The organism is Promicromonospora xylanilytica (assembly GCF_054782895.1).
Map to the genome: position 1 here is coordinate 373,932 of NZ_BAAGRP010000002.1, position 16,276 is coordinate 390,207.

Here is a 16,276-nt window from a genome sequence, read left to right on the forward strand (position 1 = left end):
CCCCTACGGTGAGGTCATGGAACCTTTCACCGAGGGAACCACGCGGCCCGCCGTGGTCTTCGACGTCCTGGGCACCCTGGTCGACCAGACCGGGAGCATGGAACGGCACGTGTCGGCGCGGACCGGGATCGGCAGCGGTGCGGCGGCGCAGGTGGCTCGCCGGTGGCTGGGGCACGTCGCCGAGCAGGAGCGCGCGGTCGTCGAGGGGCGCCGGGCGTTCGCACCCAGTCACGAGCTCGACCTGGACGCGCTGAACCTCCTGGCCCGCGAGCGCCTCCTGTCCGCCGACGACGTCGACCGGCTCGCCGACACGTCCGAGTGGCTGCAGCCGTGGCCGGACACGGTGGCGGGCCTGGACCTGCTCGCCGCGGACGTCACGGTGCTCGGCCTGTCGAACGCGAGCCGCCAGGTCCTCGCCGGGCTGAGCTCGCACGCCGGGCTGCGGTGGCACCAGGTGCTGTCGGCGCAGGACGCGGGTACCTACAAGCCGGCTCCGGAGGTGTACGAGCTGGCGCTGTCGAGCGCCCCGTCGGCCTCCGGTGTGCCGTTCATGGTCGCCGCGCACGCGTGGGACCTGCGGGCGGCCGCGGCGGCGGGGATGCGGACGGCGTACGTACCCCGCGCCGACGGCGACCCGCCCGGCCCCGGCGACACCTTCGACCTGCGGGCGGCGAACCTCCTGGACCTGCACGCGCAGCTGCTCGACCTCGGCGAGTGACCCCCGCGGTCAGACGAAGGTCCCGCCCGCCTCGACGGCGAGCTCCGGTCCGAACAGGACCCCCGGGGTGTGGACACCCGGCTTGCCCTCGCCCCGGACGAGCCGTGCGACGACGCCCGCGGCGACGGCGCCGGTGAAGTCCATGGCTTCGCCCGCCCGCAGCCAGCCCTCGCGCTCGGTGCCGTCGGGCCAGGTGACGACGGCGTGGCCCCAGGTGTGCTCGCGGGGTCGCGGTGCGGCCTTGACCGTCATCCGGCCGAGCCGGTCGACGAGGAGACGCCGCAACACCGGCACGGACAGCAGCGCGCCGAGCACGGGCAGCAGCGCCCGGACCACGGGTGCGGCCGGGAAGATGGTCGAGGTGGCGGTCACGGACGCCGCGCCGCTGGCGGCCCGCGCGCCGTAGAGCTCACCCGTGGGTACGCCGACGCTCGTCACGGTGTCGCCGTCGGGCAGGGTGAGCCGGTACGTGTCGGCCCCGAGCCGGGTGCGCACGAGCCGGCCCCCCTCGTAGCGGCCCCCGCCCGTCGCGACGACGTCGGCCATGCTGGCGGCCAGTGCCGTCCCCAGCCGGCCTGCCTCGACGGCGACGGACGCGAGCGCGTCGACGCGCACGTGGCTCGGGGTGGGACGACCCGCGCAGAGCCTCGCCACGACGGCCTCGGTGCCGAGCACGCCGAACCCCGCGCCGGTGACCAGGGCGCTGCCCGCGTCCGCCGCGTCCTGGTGGAGGCCGGCGAGCTGGGTCATGGCGTCCAGGTCGGCGGAGAAGTCGACGTAGTGCCCTCCCGGCAGGCAGGCGCGCGCGATGGGCAGCGCGGTCCTGGCGTAGTCACCGACGGTGTTGACCACCGCGGCGGGCCGCTGCCCGGCGACCTGGGCCGCTGTCGCCTCGACCGTGCCCGCGACGACCACCTTCGCGTCCGCACCCAGGCCGAGGGCCTCGCCGACCTGGCGGAGCCGTTCCGCGCTGCGCCCCACCAGCACGGGCCGCACGCCGAGCTCCATCAGCCGTGCGGTGACCGCCCGCCCGGTGCGTCCTGTCGCGCCGAGGACCCACACCTCGCCGGACCGAGTGCTTGCTTCCATGAGATCTCCCGTTCTCAGGCCCGGCCGGTGCCGGGCACGTTTGATGACACTCTGTGTCATCACTCAGGCTAGCACTGACGGCACTGAGTGTCATCAGTTAGGATCCGGGGCATGGCGAGATGGGACCCGGGAGCGCAGGAGCGCCTGATCGATGCCGCGCTCGACCTCTATCTCGAGCGCGGCTACGACGACGTGACCGTGGCGGACATCGCCGAGCGGGCCGGCCTCACCCGCCGGTCGTACTTCCGCTACTTCTCGGACAAGCGCGAGGTGCTGTTCCCCCGCGCGGAACAGCTCCCCGCCGTCGTACGCGAGGCCGTACTAGCCACCGACCCGGCGGCCACGCCGCTCGCCGCGGTGCTCGACGGACTCCACCAGGTCGGCGCGCAGGTCACCGAGCTGGTGGACCGCGAGCACTCCGTGCGGCGCCGGGCCGTGATCGACACGAGCGCCGAGCTCCAGGAGCGCGAGCGCACCAAGTCCGCGGCGGTCGCCGCGGCGATCGACGAGGCCCTGCGGCAGCGCGGCACCGATCCCGGCACGGCGACGCTCGTGGCACAGGTCGGGTCCGTGGTCCTCGGTCTGGCCTTCCGCCGCTGGGTCCAGGACGACGGCGCGAGCTTCTCGGCCGGGCTGGACGCTGTGGTCGACACCCTGCGGGAGTCGCTGGCCGACGCCGCCGGCACGACCGCGCGCCGGGACCCTACGGGGCCCCCTCCACCGGAGGAGACCCCGCCGCCCCCGCTCAAGTGAGCAGGGTCTCGCCGACGAACCCGCCCTCCGCGCATCCCGGAGGGATGGCGAAGACCGCCGAGCCGATGGGGACGGTCCACTCGTTGAGGAGATCGAGCTGGTCCAGGCGCCGCTGGATGGGGACGAACTGAGCGTCCACGTCCGCCTGGAACGACACGAAGATCAAGCCCGACCTGGACACCCCCTCCCCGGTGGGCCGTTCGTCGTAGTTGTAGGCACGGCGGAAGATCCGCTCGTCCGGGTTCTCGCTGCGCGCGCGACGCAGGTGCGAGAACTCGGGGATCACGGGGAACCCGATCGGCGTGGTGGCCTCGAAGTCGGGTTCGTCGAACTCGTCCGTGCCGGTCAGCGGCGCGCCGTGGGACAGGTACCGGCCCACGGACTGCTCACGTCCACCACGATCCAGCCGGTCCCACTTGTCCAGGTCCATGCCGATGCGACGCACGACGGCGCTCGTGCCGCCGGCCAGCCACCCCTCCGCGTTCCACACGACCCGGTCGAAGTCGGCGGTACCAGGGCTCGGGTTGGACGTGCCGTCCACCTGACCGAAGAGGTTGCGCATGGTGGTGCCCGGCCTGACCGTGCCGTGCGCGCGCCGGAAGCCCTGCTGGCTCCAGCGCACCGCCGCGAAGCTGCGGGTGTCCTTGAGCAGCATGCGCGCCGCGTGCGCGACGGTCATCGGGTCGTCCGCCGCGATCTGGAGCAGCAGGTCGCCGTCGCTGAACTGCGGCAGCAGCCGGTCGACCGTGAACGACGGCAGGGCCTTCAGCCACGCCGGCGCCCGCCCCTCGGCCCGGGCGACGAACCGGGGGCCGAACCCGAACGTGACCGTCAGCCGGGCCGGTGACAGGGCCAGCTCCGGTTCGGAGTCCGCGAGCGCCGGGGTGCCCTGCGTGAGGCGGGCCGCGTCGTCGGTGAGGATGCGCATCATCCGCACCAGGTCGGCGCGGTCGGTCCCGTCGAGCAGGTCGAGTGCTACGAACAGGCCGTTGGCCTGCGCGTCTGTGCCGATACCTGCCTGGTGCGCGCCGTGGAAGGGCACGGTCTCCGGACCGTGCAGGGGTGCTGACGCCTCGGCTGCCGACGAGGCGGTAGGGCTCAGGGCGTGGTCGGCACCGATGGCGGCGGCCGCGCCGACGCCGGCGACGGCTCCTCCGAGGAGGAGCTGTCGCCGGGTCGGCCCGGACGTGCCGCGACGGCCGGACCCCGCGCCCTGTTCGGGCGCGGGCATCAGCCGTCCGTGCCGGTGCTGCCGGAGCCCGTGCCGTGCGAGCCCGTGTCCATCTCGGGCTCGCCACCCTCGTAGTTCTCGTTCGCCCCGGAGTAGTCCTTCACGGGCGCCGTGAACTCGTAGGTCGAGTCGTCCTCGAAGGTGAGCGTGAACGTGACCTCCTCGCCCGCCTCCAGCGGGTCGCCCAGGTCCATCAGCATGATGTGGCTGCCGCCCGGCTCGAGGCTGAGCGTCTCACCGGCGGGGATGACGAACCCGCCCTCGATCTCCCGCATGATCATCTCGCCGGACTCGTTCGCGACGGTCTCGTGGAGCTCGATCATCGACGAGGCCTCGGTGGTGGCCGAGACGACGGTGACGTCGTCGGAGCCGGAGTTCGTGAGCTCGCCGAACGCCGCGGACATGCCGGAGTCGGCGGCCTTCACCCAGCCGTCGGAGAGGGCCACGCCCTGGTCGGTGGCCGTGTCGGCGGCGTCGGCCGAGGCGCCCTCGGCAGCGCACCCCGTCAGGGTGAGCGACGCTGCGGTGAGCAGCAGGCCGAGGCCGGTGGTGGTCGTGCGGCGTGCGTTGGTCAGCCAAGCAGACATAGGAGTGCCTTTCACTGGTCGTCCGGCTCGTGCGGGTCTGCCCCGCTCGAACCGGCGCCGCTCGCGGATCCGCGGCGGCGAAGAAGCTGGACGAGCACGAGCAGCGCCACCGCGACGGCGGCGCCACCCGCACCGACGAGGACGGCCCGGAGCGGCCCCTCGTCCTCCTGTGCGGTCTGAGTCCGCGTGCTGCCCTGCGTGCTGCTGCCGGTGTCCGGCGAGCCGGTCGCCTCCGGCGCCGCGGCATCGGCCGCGGCACCGTCGGAGCCCGCTTCCTTCGCGCCGTCGTCCGCCGCCTCACCGGAACCTACGGTGAACGGCACGACTCCCGAGATGGGATGCCCGTCGGACGAGACGACCCGCCAGCGGATCTCGTAGCCGGAGTCGGGCATGCCCGGGTCGAGAGCCGCCGTCACCGTCGGCCCGTCGATCACCGGCGGTCCGGACACCCGGTCGGTGCCGTCGGCGTCCGCCACCACGACGGCGGCGCCCATGTCCAGGACCTCGGCGGAGAACGTCAGCTCCACCGTGGACGGCGCCTCCTGCAGCACCTGGTCAGGCGATGGATCGCTGGACACCAGCTTGTCGTGGGCGGTGGCGGGGGTCGCCGTCGCGAGCATCGCGACGACGGCCACCACCAGTCCGGTCAGGAACGGACGGGATCGGGGCATGACGAAGACCTCTCCTCCGACGCCGCGAACGGCGTCAGCGCGCACAGGGGACACACGGGTCCCGCTCGCCTCGCGGGCGAGCACGGAACGGCGCACCGGCACGTGACGTGCCGGTGACGCGGGGCTCAGACCGCGTGCGGTGCGGGAGGTCCCCTCCGGGACAGGGGGGTGAGCGGGGTACCAGGGTGGAGCGGGCGGAAGGTCGCGGCGAGCACCCGCGGGAGCCGGGGAGCGACGAGGGAGACCGCGCCCTCCAGCACCGCCCACCCGCGCAGCAGCCACGTGGCCATGCGCTCGGCGAGCTCCCGCAGGCGCAGCAGCATCAGCTCGCCGCGGTACAGCACGGTGATGGTGACCACCGCTGCCAGGGCGTGCCAGACCCACATCAAGGCGTCGGCGTGCGCCGTGCCGGACGCGTGTCCGGCCTGCTGGACCGCGGGCGCCGTCGCCACGTGCATCATCTCGTGCCCGGCATGGGGGTTCGCGGCTGACGAGGGCGCGGCGGCGGTCGTCGGCGTGCCCAGCACGAACAGCACGTGGAAGAACAGCTGGCTCGCCACGACCGAGGCCGACAGACCCGGCAACGAGAGCCGCCGCCCGGTCCAGGCCATGCAGACCGGCAGCGAGAGCGCCAGCGGGACGAGGATCCCCAGCGGGCCGGGCAGCTGCCCACCACCGGCGAGGTGCGAGGCCAGGGCGACGAACGTCGCGGACAGCCCCGCGAGACCACCACGCAGGACACGCGTGCGTGTCGCGTGATCGCCGCGGGTGTCCATCCGGTTGCTCTCCCTGTCGCGTGGGCCCTGCTCGTCGGGTCAGGGGCCGGCCCGGGCTCGAGTCGAGAAGCAGCCTAGCGCCGCCGTCCCGGCCAGAACCACACCCTGCGGCACCCTCGCTGATCAGGCCTGAGACAGGTTCGTCACATTTCTGCCCGCCGGACCCATCCGGACCGGCCACGGCTCCGAACCCCCGATGCCCAACACATGGCGGCACCGCGTCGCCGGTACACAGGAGGATTCCTCATGCGTCAGACACGACTCGCAGCGATCGCCGCCGGGGTGGCCCTCGTCGGCCTGCCCCTGGCAGCCGGGCCTGCCAGCGCCGACGACCACGGCGGTGAGCTCACCGCCGAGCTCGGCCAGCTCAACGACTCCGGCGCCTCGGGCACCGCGTGGGCCAAGGTCGACGGCACCCACGTGGAGATCAGCCTCGAGATGCAGGGTCTGCTCGACGGCGCGCCGCACGCCCAGCACATCCACATCGGCGGACAGAACGTGTGCCCGTCGAACGACCAGGAGGGCAACGGCTTCGAGGGCGCCCTGCAGGTCAGCGACGCAGCCGACCAGTACGGCGCCGTCGCGGTGTCGCTGACCAAGGAGCCCGGCATGACCGGCGCCGAGCACGGGCTCGACGTCGACGACTTCCCCGCCGAGGCCGGCTACTCCTACTCGCGGACCATCGAGGTCTCCGAGGAGATGGCCCAGCAGATCGCCGACGGTGACGGCGTCGTCGTCGTCCACGGCGTCGACCACGACGGCTCCGGCACGTACGACGGCGACACCACGTCGGACCTCGACCCGAAGCTGCCGTCCGAGGCGACCGACCCGGCCGCCTGCGGTGAGCTCGACGCCGCACAGATGAGCATGCCGCACGGCGGTGTCGAGACCGGTGGGACCGGCACGTCGGGCATCGAGTACCCGGCCGCGTTCGCCCTCGGCGCGCTGGCGCTGGGCCTCGGCGGAGTCGGCCTCGTCGCCGCCCGCCGCCGCGCCACGGTCTGACGCCCATGGCATCCGGGCCACACCGCGCACGCCGCCGCCACCTCGTGGTGGCGGCGTGCGCCGCCCTGATCGTGATCGGTGGTGGCGCGGTCACCTGGGCCGCCACCCACCAGGTGGGGCCGCCTCCGGCGCCACCGTCGAGCGCGGCCTCGGACCCGGCCGCCCGGCCGTCCTCGTCGGCTCGGGCCACACCGGCGCCGCCGGTGTCCGCGCCGGCCGCACCCTCACCGCCCGCCGTGCGACCGCTGCCCGCCTCGCCGCCCGTCGCCGTGCGCATCCCGGGCATCGGCGTCGATTCGCCGGTCCACGGACTCGGCCTCGACGCGGAGGGCAAGCTCCAGGTTCCCTCCGGGGAGCGCTACGACGAGGTCGCGTGGTACGACGGGTCGCCCACGCCCGGTGAGGTGGGCCCTGCCGTCCTGGAGGGGCACGTCACCGGTGCCGGCTACGCGCCCTCGGTCTTCTTCGAGCTCGGAGACACCCGCGCGGGCGACCTGATCGAGGTCGACCGGGCCGACGGCTCCACCGCGACCTTCGAGGTGACGGAGGTCAGGAGCAGCCCGAAGGACGACTTCCCGCGCATCGACGTGTACGGCGCGACCGACGGCCCGGAGCTGCGGGTCATCACGTGCGGCGGCACGTTCGACGAGGAGGCGGGGCGGCACCTCGACAACGTGATCGTGTTCGCCGAGCTCGTCACGGGCTGAGCGGCGCGATACCGGCCCGGTGCCGGGTGTCATGGACTGGGCCATGGCACCCGGCACCGCCCACCGGTGCCGCCTCAGCCCGGCTGGCCCAGGTGCCGCCCGAAGAACCGGGTGGTGCTGTCCAGCTCGTGGAGCGGGAGCTGGTCCATGTGCGTCCCCGGGTTGGCGTGCAGGGTCTTCTCCGCGGAACCCAGCGCCTCGAACAGGGCGATCGACCGGTCGCGCGGTACCCGCTCGTCGTCCCACTGGACGAGGAACTCCACCGGCACGGTGATCCGCCGCGCGAGCTCGGCCACGGGCCCGAACGCTCCCCCGAGACCCAGCACGGCGGCCGTGACGCGTGGTTCCGCCGCGACGAACGGCACCCCGAGCCCGCAACCCAGCGAGATGCCCCAGTACCCCACCGGGCCGGTGCCGACGTGGTCGAGGTCCTGGACGGCGTCGAGCACCGCGCGCCACTCGGGCACGGTCTGGCGCGCCGCCACCTCCTGGAAACCGGCGATCACGAACGAGAGGTCCTCGCCGGCCGCCAGGCGGGCCTGGCTCTCCGCGGCCAAGCGGTCGTACCGCTCGTCGGTCCGGTCGCCGTGGTTGGGTACGTCGGCGGCGACGGCGGCGAAGCCGAGCTCCGTGACGAAGCGGTGGGCCCGGAACTCGACGCCCGGAGCCTTCTTGTGCTGGCCGCCGCCGTGACCCAGCAGGATCACGGGGCGGGGTCCGGTCGCGTCCTGCGGCGTCCAGAGCACACAGGGGACGTCACCGACCTGGAAGCTCTGTTCGCGCACGCCGGCGGACGGTGTCTTGGGGGTGGAACGCATGGCGATGCCTTTCGGAGGCCTTCTGCGGGCGCTCCCTAGGCCATGCGAAGGAGGGAGCTCCGACCTGTCTGTGTGTTGATCGGTCTCACCTCCTCGGTACGCGGTGCTGCACGGCGGACCCCGAAATTATCACGCGTGCGCCCCCGCGACCGCGGCCCCTCCGGCGCGGTCGGCGCCACCGTCGTCGTCACGCAGCAGGTCCTCGGCGGCCAGCCGCGGGATCAGGAGCGCTGCCACCACCAGAGCGACGGCGAGCGCGAGCACCACGGCCATGGCAACGGATCGTGTCATGTCCGGCCTTTCGGTCGGGCGTGAGGGGCGGGCGTCGACCCGCCCCTCACGCCAGGAGGTCAGCCGACGCGCAGGACGACCGGGTTGGACTGCCAGACCTCGGTGTACCGGACGGACTTGCCCGGGACCGGCGCCTCGATCTGCATGCCGTCACCGGCATAGATCGAGATGTGGCCCGGCGACCAGAGCAGGTCACCGGCCTGCGCCTGGGACCAGGGCACCTCGGTCCCCGCGTACCGCTGCTCCGAGGAGGTGCGCGGCAGGTCGATGCCGACCTGCGCGAACACGTACGAGGTGAACCCGGAGCAGTCGAACCCGGACGGGGTGGACCCGCCCCACAGGTACGGCACACCCAGGTACCGCATGCCGATGGACACGACGGCGGAGCCCGCGGCCGAGGCGGGGATCTCCACGGCCGCGGCGGCCTCGGCAGCCTCGGCAGCGGCCTCTGCCTCCGCCTCTGCGGCCAGCTGCGCCTGGTACTCCTCGTTCTCCTCGGCCGAGACGACCGAGACGGCGGCCGTCTCGACGCGCAGCTCGGCGTCGGGGGCGACGGTGACCACGGGGGCCGCGGCGACCGCCTGGCGGGCCTGGTCGGTGAGGGCGTTCAGCTCGCTCGCGTCGAGCATGCCGTTGACCGGGCTACCGGCCAGCGAGGTGTTGGTCGACGCGGGTGCCTGGGCCGCGTGAGCCGGGGCGGCGACCAGGGACAGCAGCACGCCGGAACCGGCCGCGGCGACCACGGCTGTGCGCCCCGCGAAGGCGGTGGCCTGCTCGGTGACGGCCTGGGCGACGCCGGCCAGGACGGGGCGGTGTGCCGCTCGATGACGACCGCGACCACGCACGGCCGGGGTCAGGGTGAAGCTGGGCTCCATGTGATCTGGGACCTTTCGGATGGGAGTAGAACCGCATGCGCACCGCTCTCGGGGCGCGCTGAACCGGCCGACACCTCTGGGCTGTGTCGGCGGGATGCGGTGGTCTACGTCCGGGAGATCCCCAGGGCGTGCAGCGACGGCGTGGCCCGTTCGGCCACGCCCGCCGGAACCCGCGGGCCGTCGTGCGCCGTGCCCGGCACGAGCCACTGGTGGGCGAGGTACGGGGCCTCCACCAGGTCGGGGAACGGCGACAGCGTCCGGTCGTACCGGGCCGGAGCCGCGCGGTCCTCCGAGCAGTGGTTCCCGTCCGCGCCGTGATGGTGCCCGGGGTCCGTCACCACGGTGTCGTGCGAGGAGCCGGGCACGGCGGGAGCCGCATGGTGCCCGGCCGCGGCGTGCGCACCGCCGTGGCCGCCCTCCAGGTGGATCCCGCACAGGATCTGTACGCCCAGCACGGTGAGCACGGAGAGCACGACCGCCAGGACGCCGGCGGCCTCCCGCCGCGGAGCGACAAGAGGCTGCGAACGAGCGGCACGGGTGAGATTCATGGCGTGGCCAACAGTAACGGAACGGACACGGAACGGGGCAACACGGTGACTGGGTGGACGTGGGTCATGGCGTCGGATCAGCTCGGGGTCACCACACGCACACTCACCGCCGGGGCTCAGCGCAGCGTCTGCGCACCGATCACGGACAGGACCTGCAGCTTCTCGTAGCTCTCCGTGCCCGGCACGGCCGTGTAGACCATCAGCGAGTGGGCCTGGCCCGGGTCGACGAGCCGCTGGCAGTTCAGCTCCAGGGCACCGACCTCGGGGTGGACGAAGTGCTTGACCTCGTGCGGGTGGATCCCGATCTCGTGGTCGTCCCACACGCGCCGGAACTCCTCGCTGCTGTCCAGCAGCAGACCGGCCAGGTACGCGGCCCGGGACTCCGGGCCCCGGAGCGTGACCAGCCCCCGCAACCCTGCCGCGTACATCCGGGTCAGGAACGCGTGCTCCTCCGGGGCGTAGAGATCTCGTGCGGCCGGATCGGTGAACCACCGGTAGCCCGTGCTCCGGGCCGGCCCCGTGTACCGGGTCGTGTCGCCGGTGAGCGCGACACCCATCGGCGTCTGCCGCAGCGTCTCGCCGAGCTCGGTGACGATCTCGGCGGGGGTGTCCTCCAGCCGGTCCAGGATGCGCAGCAGCCCGGGGCTGATGTGCTCGCTCGACGTTCCCCGCGGTGGCGGGTTGTGGCCCGCGAGGCGGAACAGGTGGTCTCGCTCGTCGATCGACAGGTGCAGCCCCTGGGCGATCGAGGCGAGCATCTGCTGCGACGGCTGGGGGCCGCGCTCGCGTTCCAGGCGGGAGTAGTAGTCGGCCGACATGTTGCACAACGTCGCGACCTCCTCGCGCCGCAGCCCGCTGGTCCTACGGCGTTGCCCGCGAGGCATGCCGACGTCCTCCGGCTGCAGTGCCTCACGCCTGTTGCGCAGAAAGCCGGCCAACCCCGTGCGGTCGATCATGACGCCCCTTTCCTCCAGTACCGCCTCCTTTCTATCCCGTGCGGGAGGAACGAGCCACGGCCTGGTGATCCCCCCTTACGGAGGGCAGCCGCGGCCTCGCCAGCCTGTGATCGGTAGGCCCTGGATAGGTCAGCGCCGCCCGCCAAGGATCGATGCCATGCCACGTACCCCGATCGACATCACCATCCCCGACCTGTCCGGAAAGCGCGCGCTGGTCACCGGCGCCAGCGACGGCATGGGCCTCGGCATCGCCGGGCGCCTGGCCGCCGCGGGCGCGGAGGTCGTCATGCCCGTGCGCAACCCGGCCAAGGGCGAGGCCGCGCTCAGCAGGATCAACCGGGCCGCTCCTGGCGCGAAGGTCTCGCTGCGCAGCCTCGACCTGGCCTCGCTCGCCTCGGTCGCCGCCCTCGGCGAGACCTTGCGCGCGGAGGGCGAGCCCATCCACCTGCTGATCAACAACGCAGGCGTCATGCGCCCACCGAACAGGCAGACCACGGCCGACGGTTTCGAGGTGCAGCTCGGCACCAACCACCTGGGCCACTTCGCCCTGGTCGCCCACCTGCTCCCCTTGCTGCGCGCCGGCCACGCCCGGGTGACCTCGCAGGTCAGCGTGGCCTCAGCGGCCGGCTCCATCGGCTGGGACGACCTGAACTGGGAGCGCTCGTACGACGTCATGCGCGCCTACCGCCAGTCCAAGATCGCGCTCGGTCTGTTCGGCCTGGAGCTGGAGCGGCGCAGCAGGGCCAACGGCTGGGGCATCACCAGCAACCTCTCCCACCCCGGCGTGGCCCCCACCAGCCTGCTGGCCGCCCGCCCCGAGCTCGGCCGCAGCGACGACACGCCCCACATCCGGCGCATCCGCTGGCTCTCCGAGCGCGGCATCCTCCTGGGCACCGCGGAGACCGCCGGGCTGCCCGCCCTCCTCGCGGCGACCGACCCGGCCGCCGAGCCCGGCACCCTCTACGGTCCCAGCGGTCCGGGCACCCTGGGCGGGGCGCCCGCCGAGCAGCGGATGCACCGGCCCCTGCGCAGCCTCACCGAGGCCGCTCGCGTCTGGCAGGTCTCCGAGGAGCTGACGAAGACCTCGTTCCCGACCACATGACCGCACCGCCGAGCACCGTACGCCCCACGAGCCGAGCCGCAGGAGTATCCCCATGAGTTCCGCCACCCAGCCCGCAGCCCGACGCCGTAGCCCCTGGTGGGTGGTCATCGGTGCCGGCACGGCCAACGCCGTCGGCCCCCAGATGTACCTGGCCACCACCGGCCTCTTCGTGCTCCCGATCGTCGAGGACACCGGCTTCAGTCGCACGACCGTCACCGGCGCCTACTCGGTCGCGGCGGTCGGGATGGTCATCGGCCTGATCATCGTCAGCCGGCTGGTGGACCGGTACGCCGCCCGCTACATCCTGGTCCCGGGCTTCGTCCTGTTCGCAGCCTCGATGGCCACGATCGGCCTGGTCCCGCCCGTCGAGGCCATCTACTTCGTACCGAGCTTCTTCGTCGGGTTCTTCGGGGGCGCGACGGCGGTCCCCGCTACCCGCGCCGTCGTGAGCTGGTTCGACAACAACCGCGCGTTCGCCGTCGGCATCGTCACGGGCATCATCGGCCTCGGCACCGCTCTCGCCCCCGTGCTGGCCGGCGCCCTCATCAGCAGCGTCGGCTGGCGGCAGACCTACGGCTACCTGGCCCTGATCGCCGTCCTCGTCTCCGTCACCATGGTCACGCTGTTCGTGCGGGCCCGCGCCGAGCGGCACGTCCGCGGACGGCTGGTCCAGGAGACACACGTCGGGGACCGCGACATCAGCCTCGAGCTCCCCGGCCTGACCTTCGGCGACGCGCTGCGCACCCGCCAGTTCTGGGGCATCGCGCTCGGCCTGGGCATGGTCGGCGCCGTGATCATCGGGCTCCAGGTCCACCTCGTGCCGATGATGACCGACCGGGGTCTGAGCGCGGATCAGGCCGCTTCCCTGCTCGTGGTCTTCGGCCTCGCCTCGCTCGTCGGCCGGGTGGTCGGCGGCGTCATCATCGACCGCGTGCACGGCTCTGTCGTCGGCCCGATCGTCATGCTCGCCCCCATCGCGGGCATGTTCTTCCTCGAACCGCCGTTCTCCACCGCCGCCGTCGCGGTCGCGTTCATCGGCATCGCGTTCGGCATCGAGGGTGACCTGCTCGCCCTGCTCATCACCCGGTACCTCGGCATGCGCAACTTCGGCCGGATCATCGGCCCGGTCCAGGCCATGTTCATCCTCGGGAGCGCGGTCGGCCCGCTGCTCCTCGGGCTGGGCTACGACCAGCTCGGCTCCTACGACCCCGTCATCCCCGTGCTGATGGGTGTGCTCGTGGTCGGCGCGGTACTCATCGCGACCCTGGGCCGCTACGTCTACCCGGCCGTCGACGGCTTCGACCGGCTCGCCGCCAGGGACGAGCTCGCCGCCGCCGAGGTACTGAGCGGCCTCGCCGTGCACCACGACGCCCCGGCCACGGCAGACCGGCCACACCCACAGCCAACCACCGCAAGGAGCACGACATGACACGCACACCGATCGACATCACCGTCCCCGACCTGACCGGCAAGCGCGCCGTGGTCACCGGCGCGAGCGACGGCATGGGCCTGGTCATGGCCCGACGCCTGGCCACGGACCTGAACTGGGACCGCGGGTACGACGGCATGCGCGCCTACCGCCAGTCCAAGATCGCGTTCGGCCTGTTCGGCCTGGAGCTCGAACGCCGCAGCAGGGCCGACGGCTGGGGCATCACGAGCAACCTCTCCCACCCCGGCGTCGCGCCGACCAACCTGCTGGCCGCCCGCCCCGAGCTGGGCCGTGCCCAGGAGACCTCCGGACGCAGGATGATCCGCTGGCTCTCGGCCCGCGGCATCCTGGCGGGCACCGTCGAGTCCGCGGCGCTGCCCGCGCTCATGGCCGCGACCGACCCCCGGGCCAAGCCCGGCGCGCTGTACGGCCCCGGCGGGTTCGGCAACACCAGCGGCGCGCCGGCGGAGCAGCGGCTGTACGGTCCGCTGCGCAGCGCCGACGAGGCCGCACGCGTCTGGGCGGTCTCCGAGCGGCTGACCGGGACGGCCGTCTCGGCCGGATGAGCCCGCAGGGCCCGGAGGCGGCCGACTTCCCGGCAGCCGGCGCGGACGACGTCACTCCGGGGAGAAGGCCTCGTTGTGCGCGCTGGCGAAGTTTCCGCCCACCTCCGTACCCCCGCCGAAGGTGTAGATGACGTCGCCGACGGTCGCGGCCCCCAGCCCGTGCCGCGGCGTGGGCAGGTTCCCCACGGAGGTCCACTCGTCGGCTTCCGGGTCGTATCTCCAGACGTCGTCGTAGACGAGCGGGTCGGGGTCGTGCTGCTCGCCTCCGAACACATAGATCGAGCCGTCGTGCACGGCCGCTGCGATCCCGCCACGTGCCTCGGGGAGCGGGGCGACCGTCTCCCACTCGTCGGCGGCCGGGTCGTACACCTCGACCGTCGCGACGTTCTCCTGGACGGCGGAACCGTCGTCGTCGAGCGAGAACCCACGTCCGCCGATCACGTAGATCCGGTCGTCCACGACGGCCGACGCGGCGCTGTTCCGCAGGGTGGGAGCCGGAGCGAGCGCGGTCCACGTGCCGGTGGCCGGGTCGAACATCTCGTTCCTGTCGCTGTCCACGTGGGTCGTGAACGTCGTGGCCCCAGGTGTCTCACGAACCCTGCCGCCGATGACGAACACCTGGTCACGCACGCTCTCGATCACGAACTCGGCGCGCGGTTCCGGCAGGTCGACGCCGGTGGACCAGGTGTCGTCGTCCGGCGAGTAGACGAAGGTGTCGGACTCTGCTCGCCATCGGGGAAACCCTCCGCTGAACCCGCCGACGGCGTAGAGCGAACCGTCCGCCTCGGCAAGGCCGATGTGGTGCCTGGCCTGCGGGAGCGTCGCCAGCCGGTCCCAGGCGTCCGCGGCGGGGTCGTAGGCGTCGAAGTGCGCTGACACACCGGTGTTGGGGTTGAGCAGTCCCCCGGCGACGTAGATCCGGTCGTCCACGACCTCGGGGTAGAGCTCCTGCCGTTCCAGAGCCATGGGCGCGCGCTCCTGCCAGGCGTCGACGTGCTGCGGAGGCGTCTCGGACGACGCGGCCGGCGCGGTGGTGCACGCCGTGGTGAGCATCGCGCCGGCGGCGAGCACGGCGACGGCCGTGCGGGTACGTGGAGCCACAGGATGTCTGATCACGGTAGGTCCTTCGGTCTGTCGGCTGGGGACAGTCCCACGCTGCAGGACCCGTGGCACGCGAACCAGGGGACGTCATCCCCTGTTCCGGCCTTGCCGCTCGCGCGACACTGGTGGCATGAGAGCCGCCGGGTACGCCGAGCTGGGCGCGTTCCTCCGCTCGCGCCGCGAACGAGTCCGGCCCGAGGACGTCGGGCTGGTTCCCGGTCCGCGCCGACGGGTGCCGGGCCTACGCCGCGAGGAGGTCGCGCAGCTGGCGGGCGCCTCGGTGGACTACTACAACGAGCTCGAACGCGGCGCGGGCTCCCAGCCGTCCGAACAGATGCTCGCCGCGCTCGGCCGGGCGTTGCGGTTGAGCGACGACGAGTGGAACCACCTCTATCATCTGGCCGAGCGGCCCGTACCTGCCCCGGGCGGAGCGGCATCGCGCGTGCAGCCCGGGATGCTGGACCTGCTCACCCGCCTTGCCTCGACGCCCGCGAAGGTGATCACCGACCTGCACGTGACGCTGGTCCAGAACCCGCTCGCCATCGCGTTGCTGGGCGATCATTCGCATCTCACCGGCAGGCCCGCCAGCTTCGCCTACCGCTGGTTCATGGACCCGACGTCCCGCGCCGTCTACCCCGAGGCCGACCACGAGGCGCAGTCACAGGCCTTCGTCGCCGACCTGCGCGCAGGGGCCGCCCGCCGTGGCGGCAGGGACACCGAGGCGCGGTCCATGATCGCCGAGCTGCGGGAGCGCTCGGCGGAGTTCGCCGAGCTGTGGGCCAGGCACGACGTGGCATTTCGCCGCCGCGACCGCAAGCGCATCAACCATCCCGAGCTCGGCCTGCTCGACGTCAACTGCCTCAACCTGTTCAGCGAGGACGGCCGGCAACGGCTGCTCTGGTTCACCCCTACGCCGGGCACGGACAGCGCCGAGCGGCTCGAGCTGCTGGCCGTGATCGGCACTCAGCCCCTCACCGGGCGCCCGCGGACAAGCACTGCCAGGTAGGCCGGGAGCCGATGTGTCTTGGCGGGGCGCTCTGAGCAGCCATGGAC

General features: G+C 73.0%; 19 protein-coding genes. 8 read left to right on the forward strand and 11 right to left on the reverse strand.

Annotated features, from left to right (window positions below):
- Positions 1 to 16: 16 nt before the first annotated feature.
- A complete protein-coding gene (locus ACYVK7_RS03375; RefSeq protein ID WP_460886259.1) occupies positions 17 to 718 on the forward strand; it encodes a haloacid dehalogenase type II in 702 nt (233 codons plus the stop codon).
- A 9-nt stretch (positions 719 to 727) separates the two neighbouring features.
- Here the strand turns inward: ACYVK7_RS03375 and ACYVK7_RS03380 are convergent, their stop codons facing one another.
- Positions 728 to 1,807, reverse strand: coding sequence for a saccharopine dehydrogenase family protein (locus ACYVK7_RS03380; RefSeq protein WP_460886260.1), 1,080 nt, complete (start codon positions 1,805 to 1,807; stop codon positions 728 to 730).
- 111 nt (positions 1,808 to 1,918) lie between these two features.
- On the opposite strand from ACYVK7_RS03380, the gene ACYVK7_RS03385 reads away from it, so the two are divergent.
- Positions 1,919 to 2,560 carry a TetR/AcrR family transcriptional regulator gene (locus tag ACYVK7_RS03385; RefSeq protein ID WP_460886261.1) on the forward strand — a complete coding sequence of 214 codons (642 nt, stop codon included), beginning with the start codon at positions 1,919 to 1,921 and terminating at the stop codon, positions 2,558 to 2,560.
- Here ACYVK7_RS03385 and ACYVK7_RS03390 read toward each other — a convergent pair.
- The 4 genes from ACYVK7_RS03390 to ACYVK7_RS03405 form a co-directional block, all read right to left on the reverse strand.
- On the reverse strand, positions 2,553 to 3,791 hold the full coding sequence (locus ACYVK7_RS03390) for a Dyp-type peroxidase (RefSeq protein ID WP_460886262.1): 1,239 nt from the start codon (positions 3,789 to 3,791) through the stop codon (positions 2,553 to 2,555). The two genes, ACYVK7_RS03385 and ACYVK7_RS03390, sit on opposite strands and share 8 nt — an antisense overlap.
- Positions 3,791 to 4,378, reverse strand: a complete 588-nt coding sequence (locus ACYVK7_RS03395; RefSeq protein ID WP_460886263.1) for a copper chaperone PCu(A)C — start codon at positions 4,376 to 4,378, stop codon at positions 3,791 to 3,793. Before ACYVK7_RS03395 ends, ACYVK7_RS03390 begins: the two co-directional genes overlap by 1 nt.
- Positions 4,379 to 4,389: 11 nt before the next feature.
- On the reverse strand, positions 4,390 to 5,049 hold the full coding sequence (locus tag ACYVK7_RS03400; protein ID WP_460886264.1) for a copper resistance CopC family protein: 660 nt from the start codon (positions 5,047 to 5,049) through the stop codon (positions 4,390 to 4,392).
- A gap of 125 nt (positions 5,050 to 5,174) precedes the next feature.
- Positions 5,175 to 5,825, reverse strand: coding sequence for a hypothetical protein (locus ACYVK7_RS03405; protein WP_460886265.1), 651 nt, complete (start codon positions 5,823 to 5,825; stop codon positions 5,175 to 5,177).
- 246 nt (positions 5,826 to 6,071) lie between these two features.
- On the opposite strand from ACYVK7_RS03405, the gene ACYVK7_RS03410 reads away from it, so the two are divergent.
- Positions 6,072 to 6,830: a CHRD domain-containing protein gene (locus ACYVK7_RS03410; protein ID WP_460886266.1), complete on the forward strand. Its 759-nt coding sequence runs from the start codon at positions 6,072 to 6,074 to the stop codon at positions 6,828 to 6,830.
- A gap of 5 nt (positions 6,831 to 6,835) precedes the next feature.
- On the forward strand, positions 6,836 to 7,537 hold the full coding sequence (locus tag ACYVK7_RS03415; protein WP_460886267.1) for a class F sortase: 702 nt from the start codon (positions 6,836 to 6,838) through the stop codon (positions 7,535 to 7,537).
- A gap of 74 nt (positions 7,538 to 7,611) precedes the next feature.
- On the opposite strand, the gene ACYVK7_RS03420 is transcribed toward ACYVK7_RS03415, so the two are convergent.
- The 5 genes from ACYVK7_RS03420 to ACYVK7_RS03440 form a co-directional block, all read right to left on the reverse strand.
- Entirely contained in the window at positions 7,612 to 8,355 is a 744-nt protein-coding gene (locus ACYVK7_RS03420; protein WP_460886268.1) for a dienelactone hydrolase family protein, read from the reverse strand.
- Positions 8,356 to 8,484: 129 nt separating this feature from the next.
- Entirely contained in the window at positions 8,485 to 8,646 is a 162-nt protein-coding gene (locus ACYVK7_RS03425; RefSeq protein ID WP_460886269.1) for a hypothetical protein, read from the reverse strand.
- 59 nt (positions 8,647 to 8,705) lie between these two features.
- Positions 8,706 to 9,521 (reverse strand): C40 family peptidase, encoded by an 816-nt coding sequence (locus ACYVK7_RS03430; protein ID WP_460886270.1) that lies wholly within the window; start codon positions 9,519 to 9,521, stop codon positions 8,706 to 8,708.
- Between the two features lie 104 nt (positions 9,522 to 9,625).
- The gene (locus tag ACYVK7_RS03435) at positions 9,626 to 10,069 is read right to left on the reverse strand and encodes a hypothetical protein (protein WP_460886271.1); all 444 of its coding nucleotides are present in this window, start codon (positions 10,067 to 10,069) and stop codon (positions 9,626 to 9,628) included.
- Between the two features lie 116 nt (positions 10,070 to 10,185).
- Entirely contained in the window at positions 10,186 to 11,025 is an 840-nt protein-coding gene (locus ACYVK7_RS03440) for a helix-turn-helix transcriptional regulator (protein ID WP_460886272.1), read from the reverse strand.
- A gap of 157 nt (positions 11,026 to 11,182) precedes the next feature.
- On the opposite strand from ACYVK7_RS03440, the gene ACYVK7_RS03445 reads away from it, so the two are divergent.
- Genes ACYVK7_RS03445 through ACYVK7_RS03455 form a run of 3 tightly spaced genes read left to right on the forward strand, consistent with a single transcriptional unit; the run spans position 11,183 to position 14,122 of the window.
- The gene (locus tag ACYVK7_RS03445) at positions 11,183 to 12,127 is read left to right on the forward strand and encodes an SDR family oxidoreductase (protein ID WP_460886273.1); all 945 of its coding nucleotides are present in this window, start codon (positions 11,183 to 11,185) and stop codon (positions 12,125 to 12,127) included.
- A 52-nt stretch (positions 12,128 to 12,179) separates the two neighbouring features.
- Positions 12,180 to 13,556, forward strand: coding sequence for an MFS transporter (locus ACYVK7_RS03450; RefSeq protein WP_460886274.1), 1,377 nt, complete (start codon positions 12,180 to 12,182; stop codon positions 13,554 to 13,556).
- Positions 13,553 to 14,122 (forward strand): Rossmann-fold NAD(P)-binding domain-containing protein, encoded by a 570-nt coding sequence (locus tag ACYVK7_RS03455; protein WP_460886275.1) that lies wholly within the window; start codon positions 13,553 to 13,555, stop codon positions 14,120 to 14,122. Before ACYVK7_RS03450 ends, ACYVK7_RS03455 begins: the two co-directional genes overlap by 4 nt.
- A gap of 51 nt (positions 14,123 to 14,173) precedes the next feature.
- On the opposite strand, the gene ACYVK7_RS03460 is transcribed toward ACYVK7_RS03455, so the two are convergent.
- Positions 14,174 to 15,238, reverse strand: coding sequence for a Kelch repeat-containing protein (locus tag ACYVK7_RS03460; RefSeq protein WP_460886276.1), 1,065 nt, complete (start codon positions 15,236 to 15,238; stop codon positions 14,174 to 14,176).
- A gap of 115 nt (positions 15,239 to 15,353) precedes the next feature.
- On the opposite strand from ACYVK7_RS03460, the gene ACYVK7_RS03465 reads away from it, so the two are divergent.
- The gene (locus ACYVK7_RS03465) at positions 15,354 to 16,229 is read left to right on the forward strand and encodes a helix-turn-helix transcriptional regulator (protein WP_460886277.1); all 876 of its coding nucleotides are present in this window, start codon (positions 15,354 to 15,356) and stop codon (positions 16,227 to 16,229) included.
- Positions 16,230 to 16,276 lie beyond the last annotated feature (47 nt).

Bases quoted from the DNA above. Each gene is read 5' to 3' on its own strand.
- ACYVK7_RS03415 (WP_460886267.1), top strand. From the start codon at position 6,836: ATGGCATCCGGGCCACACCGCGCACGCCGCCGCCACCTCGTGGTGGCG.
- ACYVK7_RS03445 (WP_460886273.1), top strand. From the start codon at position 11,183: ATGCCACGTACCCCGATCGACATCACCATCCCCGACCTGTCCGGAAAG.
- ACYVK7_RS03430 (WP_460886270.1), bottom strand. From the start codon at position 9,521: ATGGAGCCCAGCTTCACCCTGACCCCGGCCGTGCGTGGTCGCGGTCGT.
- ACYVK7_RS03395 (WP_460886263.1), bottom strand. From the start codon at position 4,378: ATGTCTGCTTGGCTGACCAACGCACGCCGCACGACCACCACCGGCCTC.
- ACYVK7_RS03440 (WP_460886272.1), bottom strand. From the start codon at position 11,025: ATGATCGACCGCACGGGGTTGGCCGGCTTTCTGCGCAACAGGCGTGAG.
- ACYVK7_RS03375 (WP_460886259.1), top strand. From the start codon at position 17: ATGGAACCTTTCACCGAGGGAACCACGCGGCCCGCCGTGGTCTTCGAC.
- ACYVK7_RS03425 (WP_460886269.1), bottom strand. From the start codon at position 8,646: ATGACACGATCCGTTGCCATGGCCGTGGTGCTCGCGCTCGCCGTCGCT.
- ACYVK7_RS03405 (WP_460886265.1), bottom strand. From the start codon at position 5,825: ATGGACACCCGCGGCGATCACGCGACACGCACGCGTGTCCTGCGTGGT.
- ACYVK7_RS03420 (WP_460886268.1), bottom strand. From the start codon at position 8,355: ATGCGTTCCACCCCCAAGACACCGTCCGCCGGCGTGCGCGAACAGAGC.
- ACYVK7_RS03380 (WP_460886260.1), bottom strand. From the start codon at position 1,807: ATGGAAGCAAGCACTCGGTCCGGCGAGGTGTGGGTCCTCGGCGCGACA.
- ACYVK7_RS03435 (WP_460886271.1), bottom strand. From the start codon at position 10,069: ATGAATCTCACCCGTGCCGCTCGTTCGCAGCCTCTTGTCGCTCCGCGG.
- ACYVK7_RS03455 (WP_460886275.1), top strand. From the start codon at position 13,553: ATGACACGCACACCGATCGACATCACCGTCCCCGACCTGACCGGCAAG.
- ACYVK7_RS03465 (WP_460886277.1), top strand. From the start codon at position 15,354: ATGAGAGCCGCCGGGTACGCCGAGCTGGGCGCGTTCCTCCGCTCGCGC.
- ACYVK7_RS03400 (WP_460886264.1), bottom strand. From the start codon at position 5,049: ATGCCCCGATCCCGTCCGTTCCTGACCGGACTGGTGGTGGCCGTCGTC.
- ACYVK7_RS03410 (WP_460886266.1), top strand. From the start codon at position 6,072: ATGCGTCAGACACGACTCGCAGCGATCGCCGCCGGGGTGGCCCTCGTC.
- ACYVK7_RS03385 (WP_460886261.1), top strand. From the start codon at position 1,919: ATGGCGAGATGGGACCCGGGAGCGCAGGAGCGCCTGATCGATGCCGCG.
- ACYVK7_RS03390 (WP_460886262.1), bottom strand. From the start codon at position 3,791: ATGCCCGCGCCCGAACAGGGCGCGGGGTCCGGCCGTCGCGGCACGTCC.
- ACYVK7_RS03450 (WP_460886274.1), top strand. From the start codon at position 12,180: ATGAGTTCCGCCACCCAGCCCGCAGCCCGACGCCGTAGCCCCTGGTGG.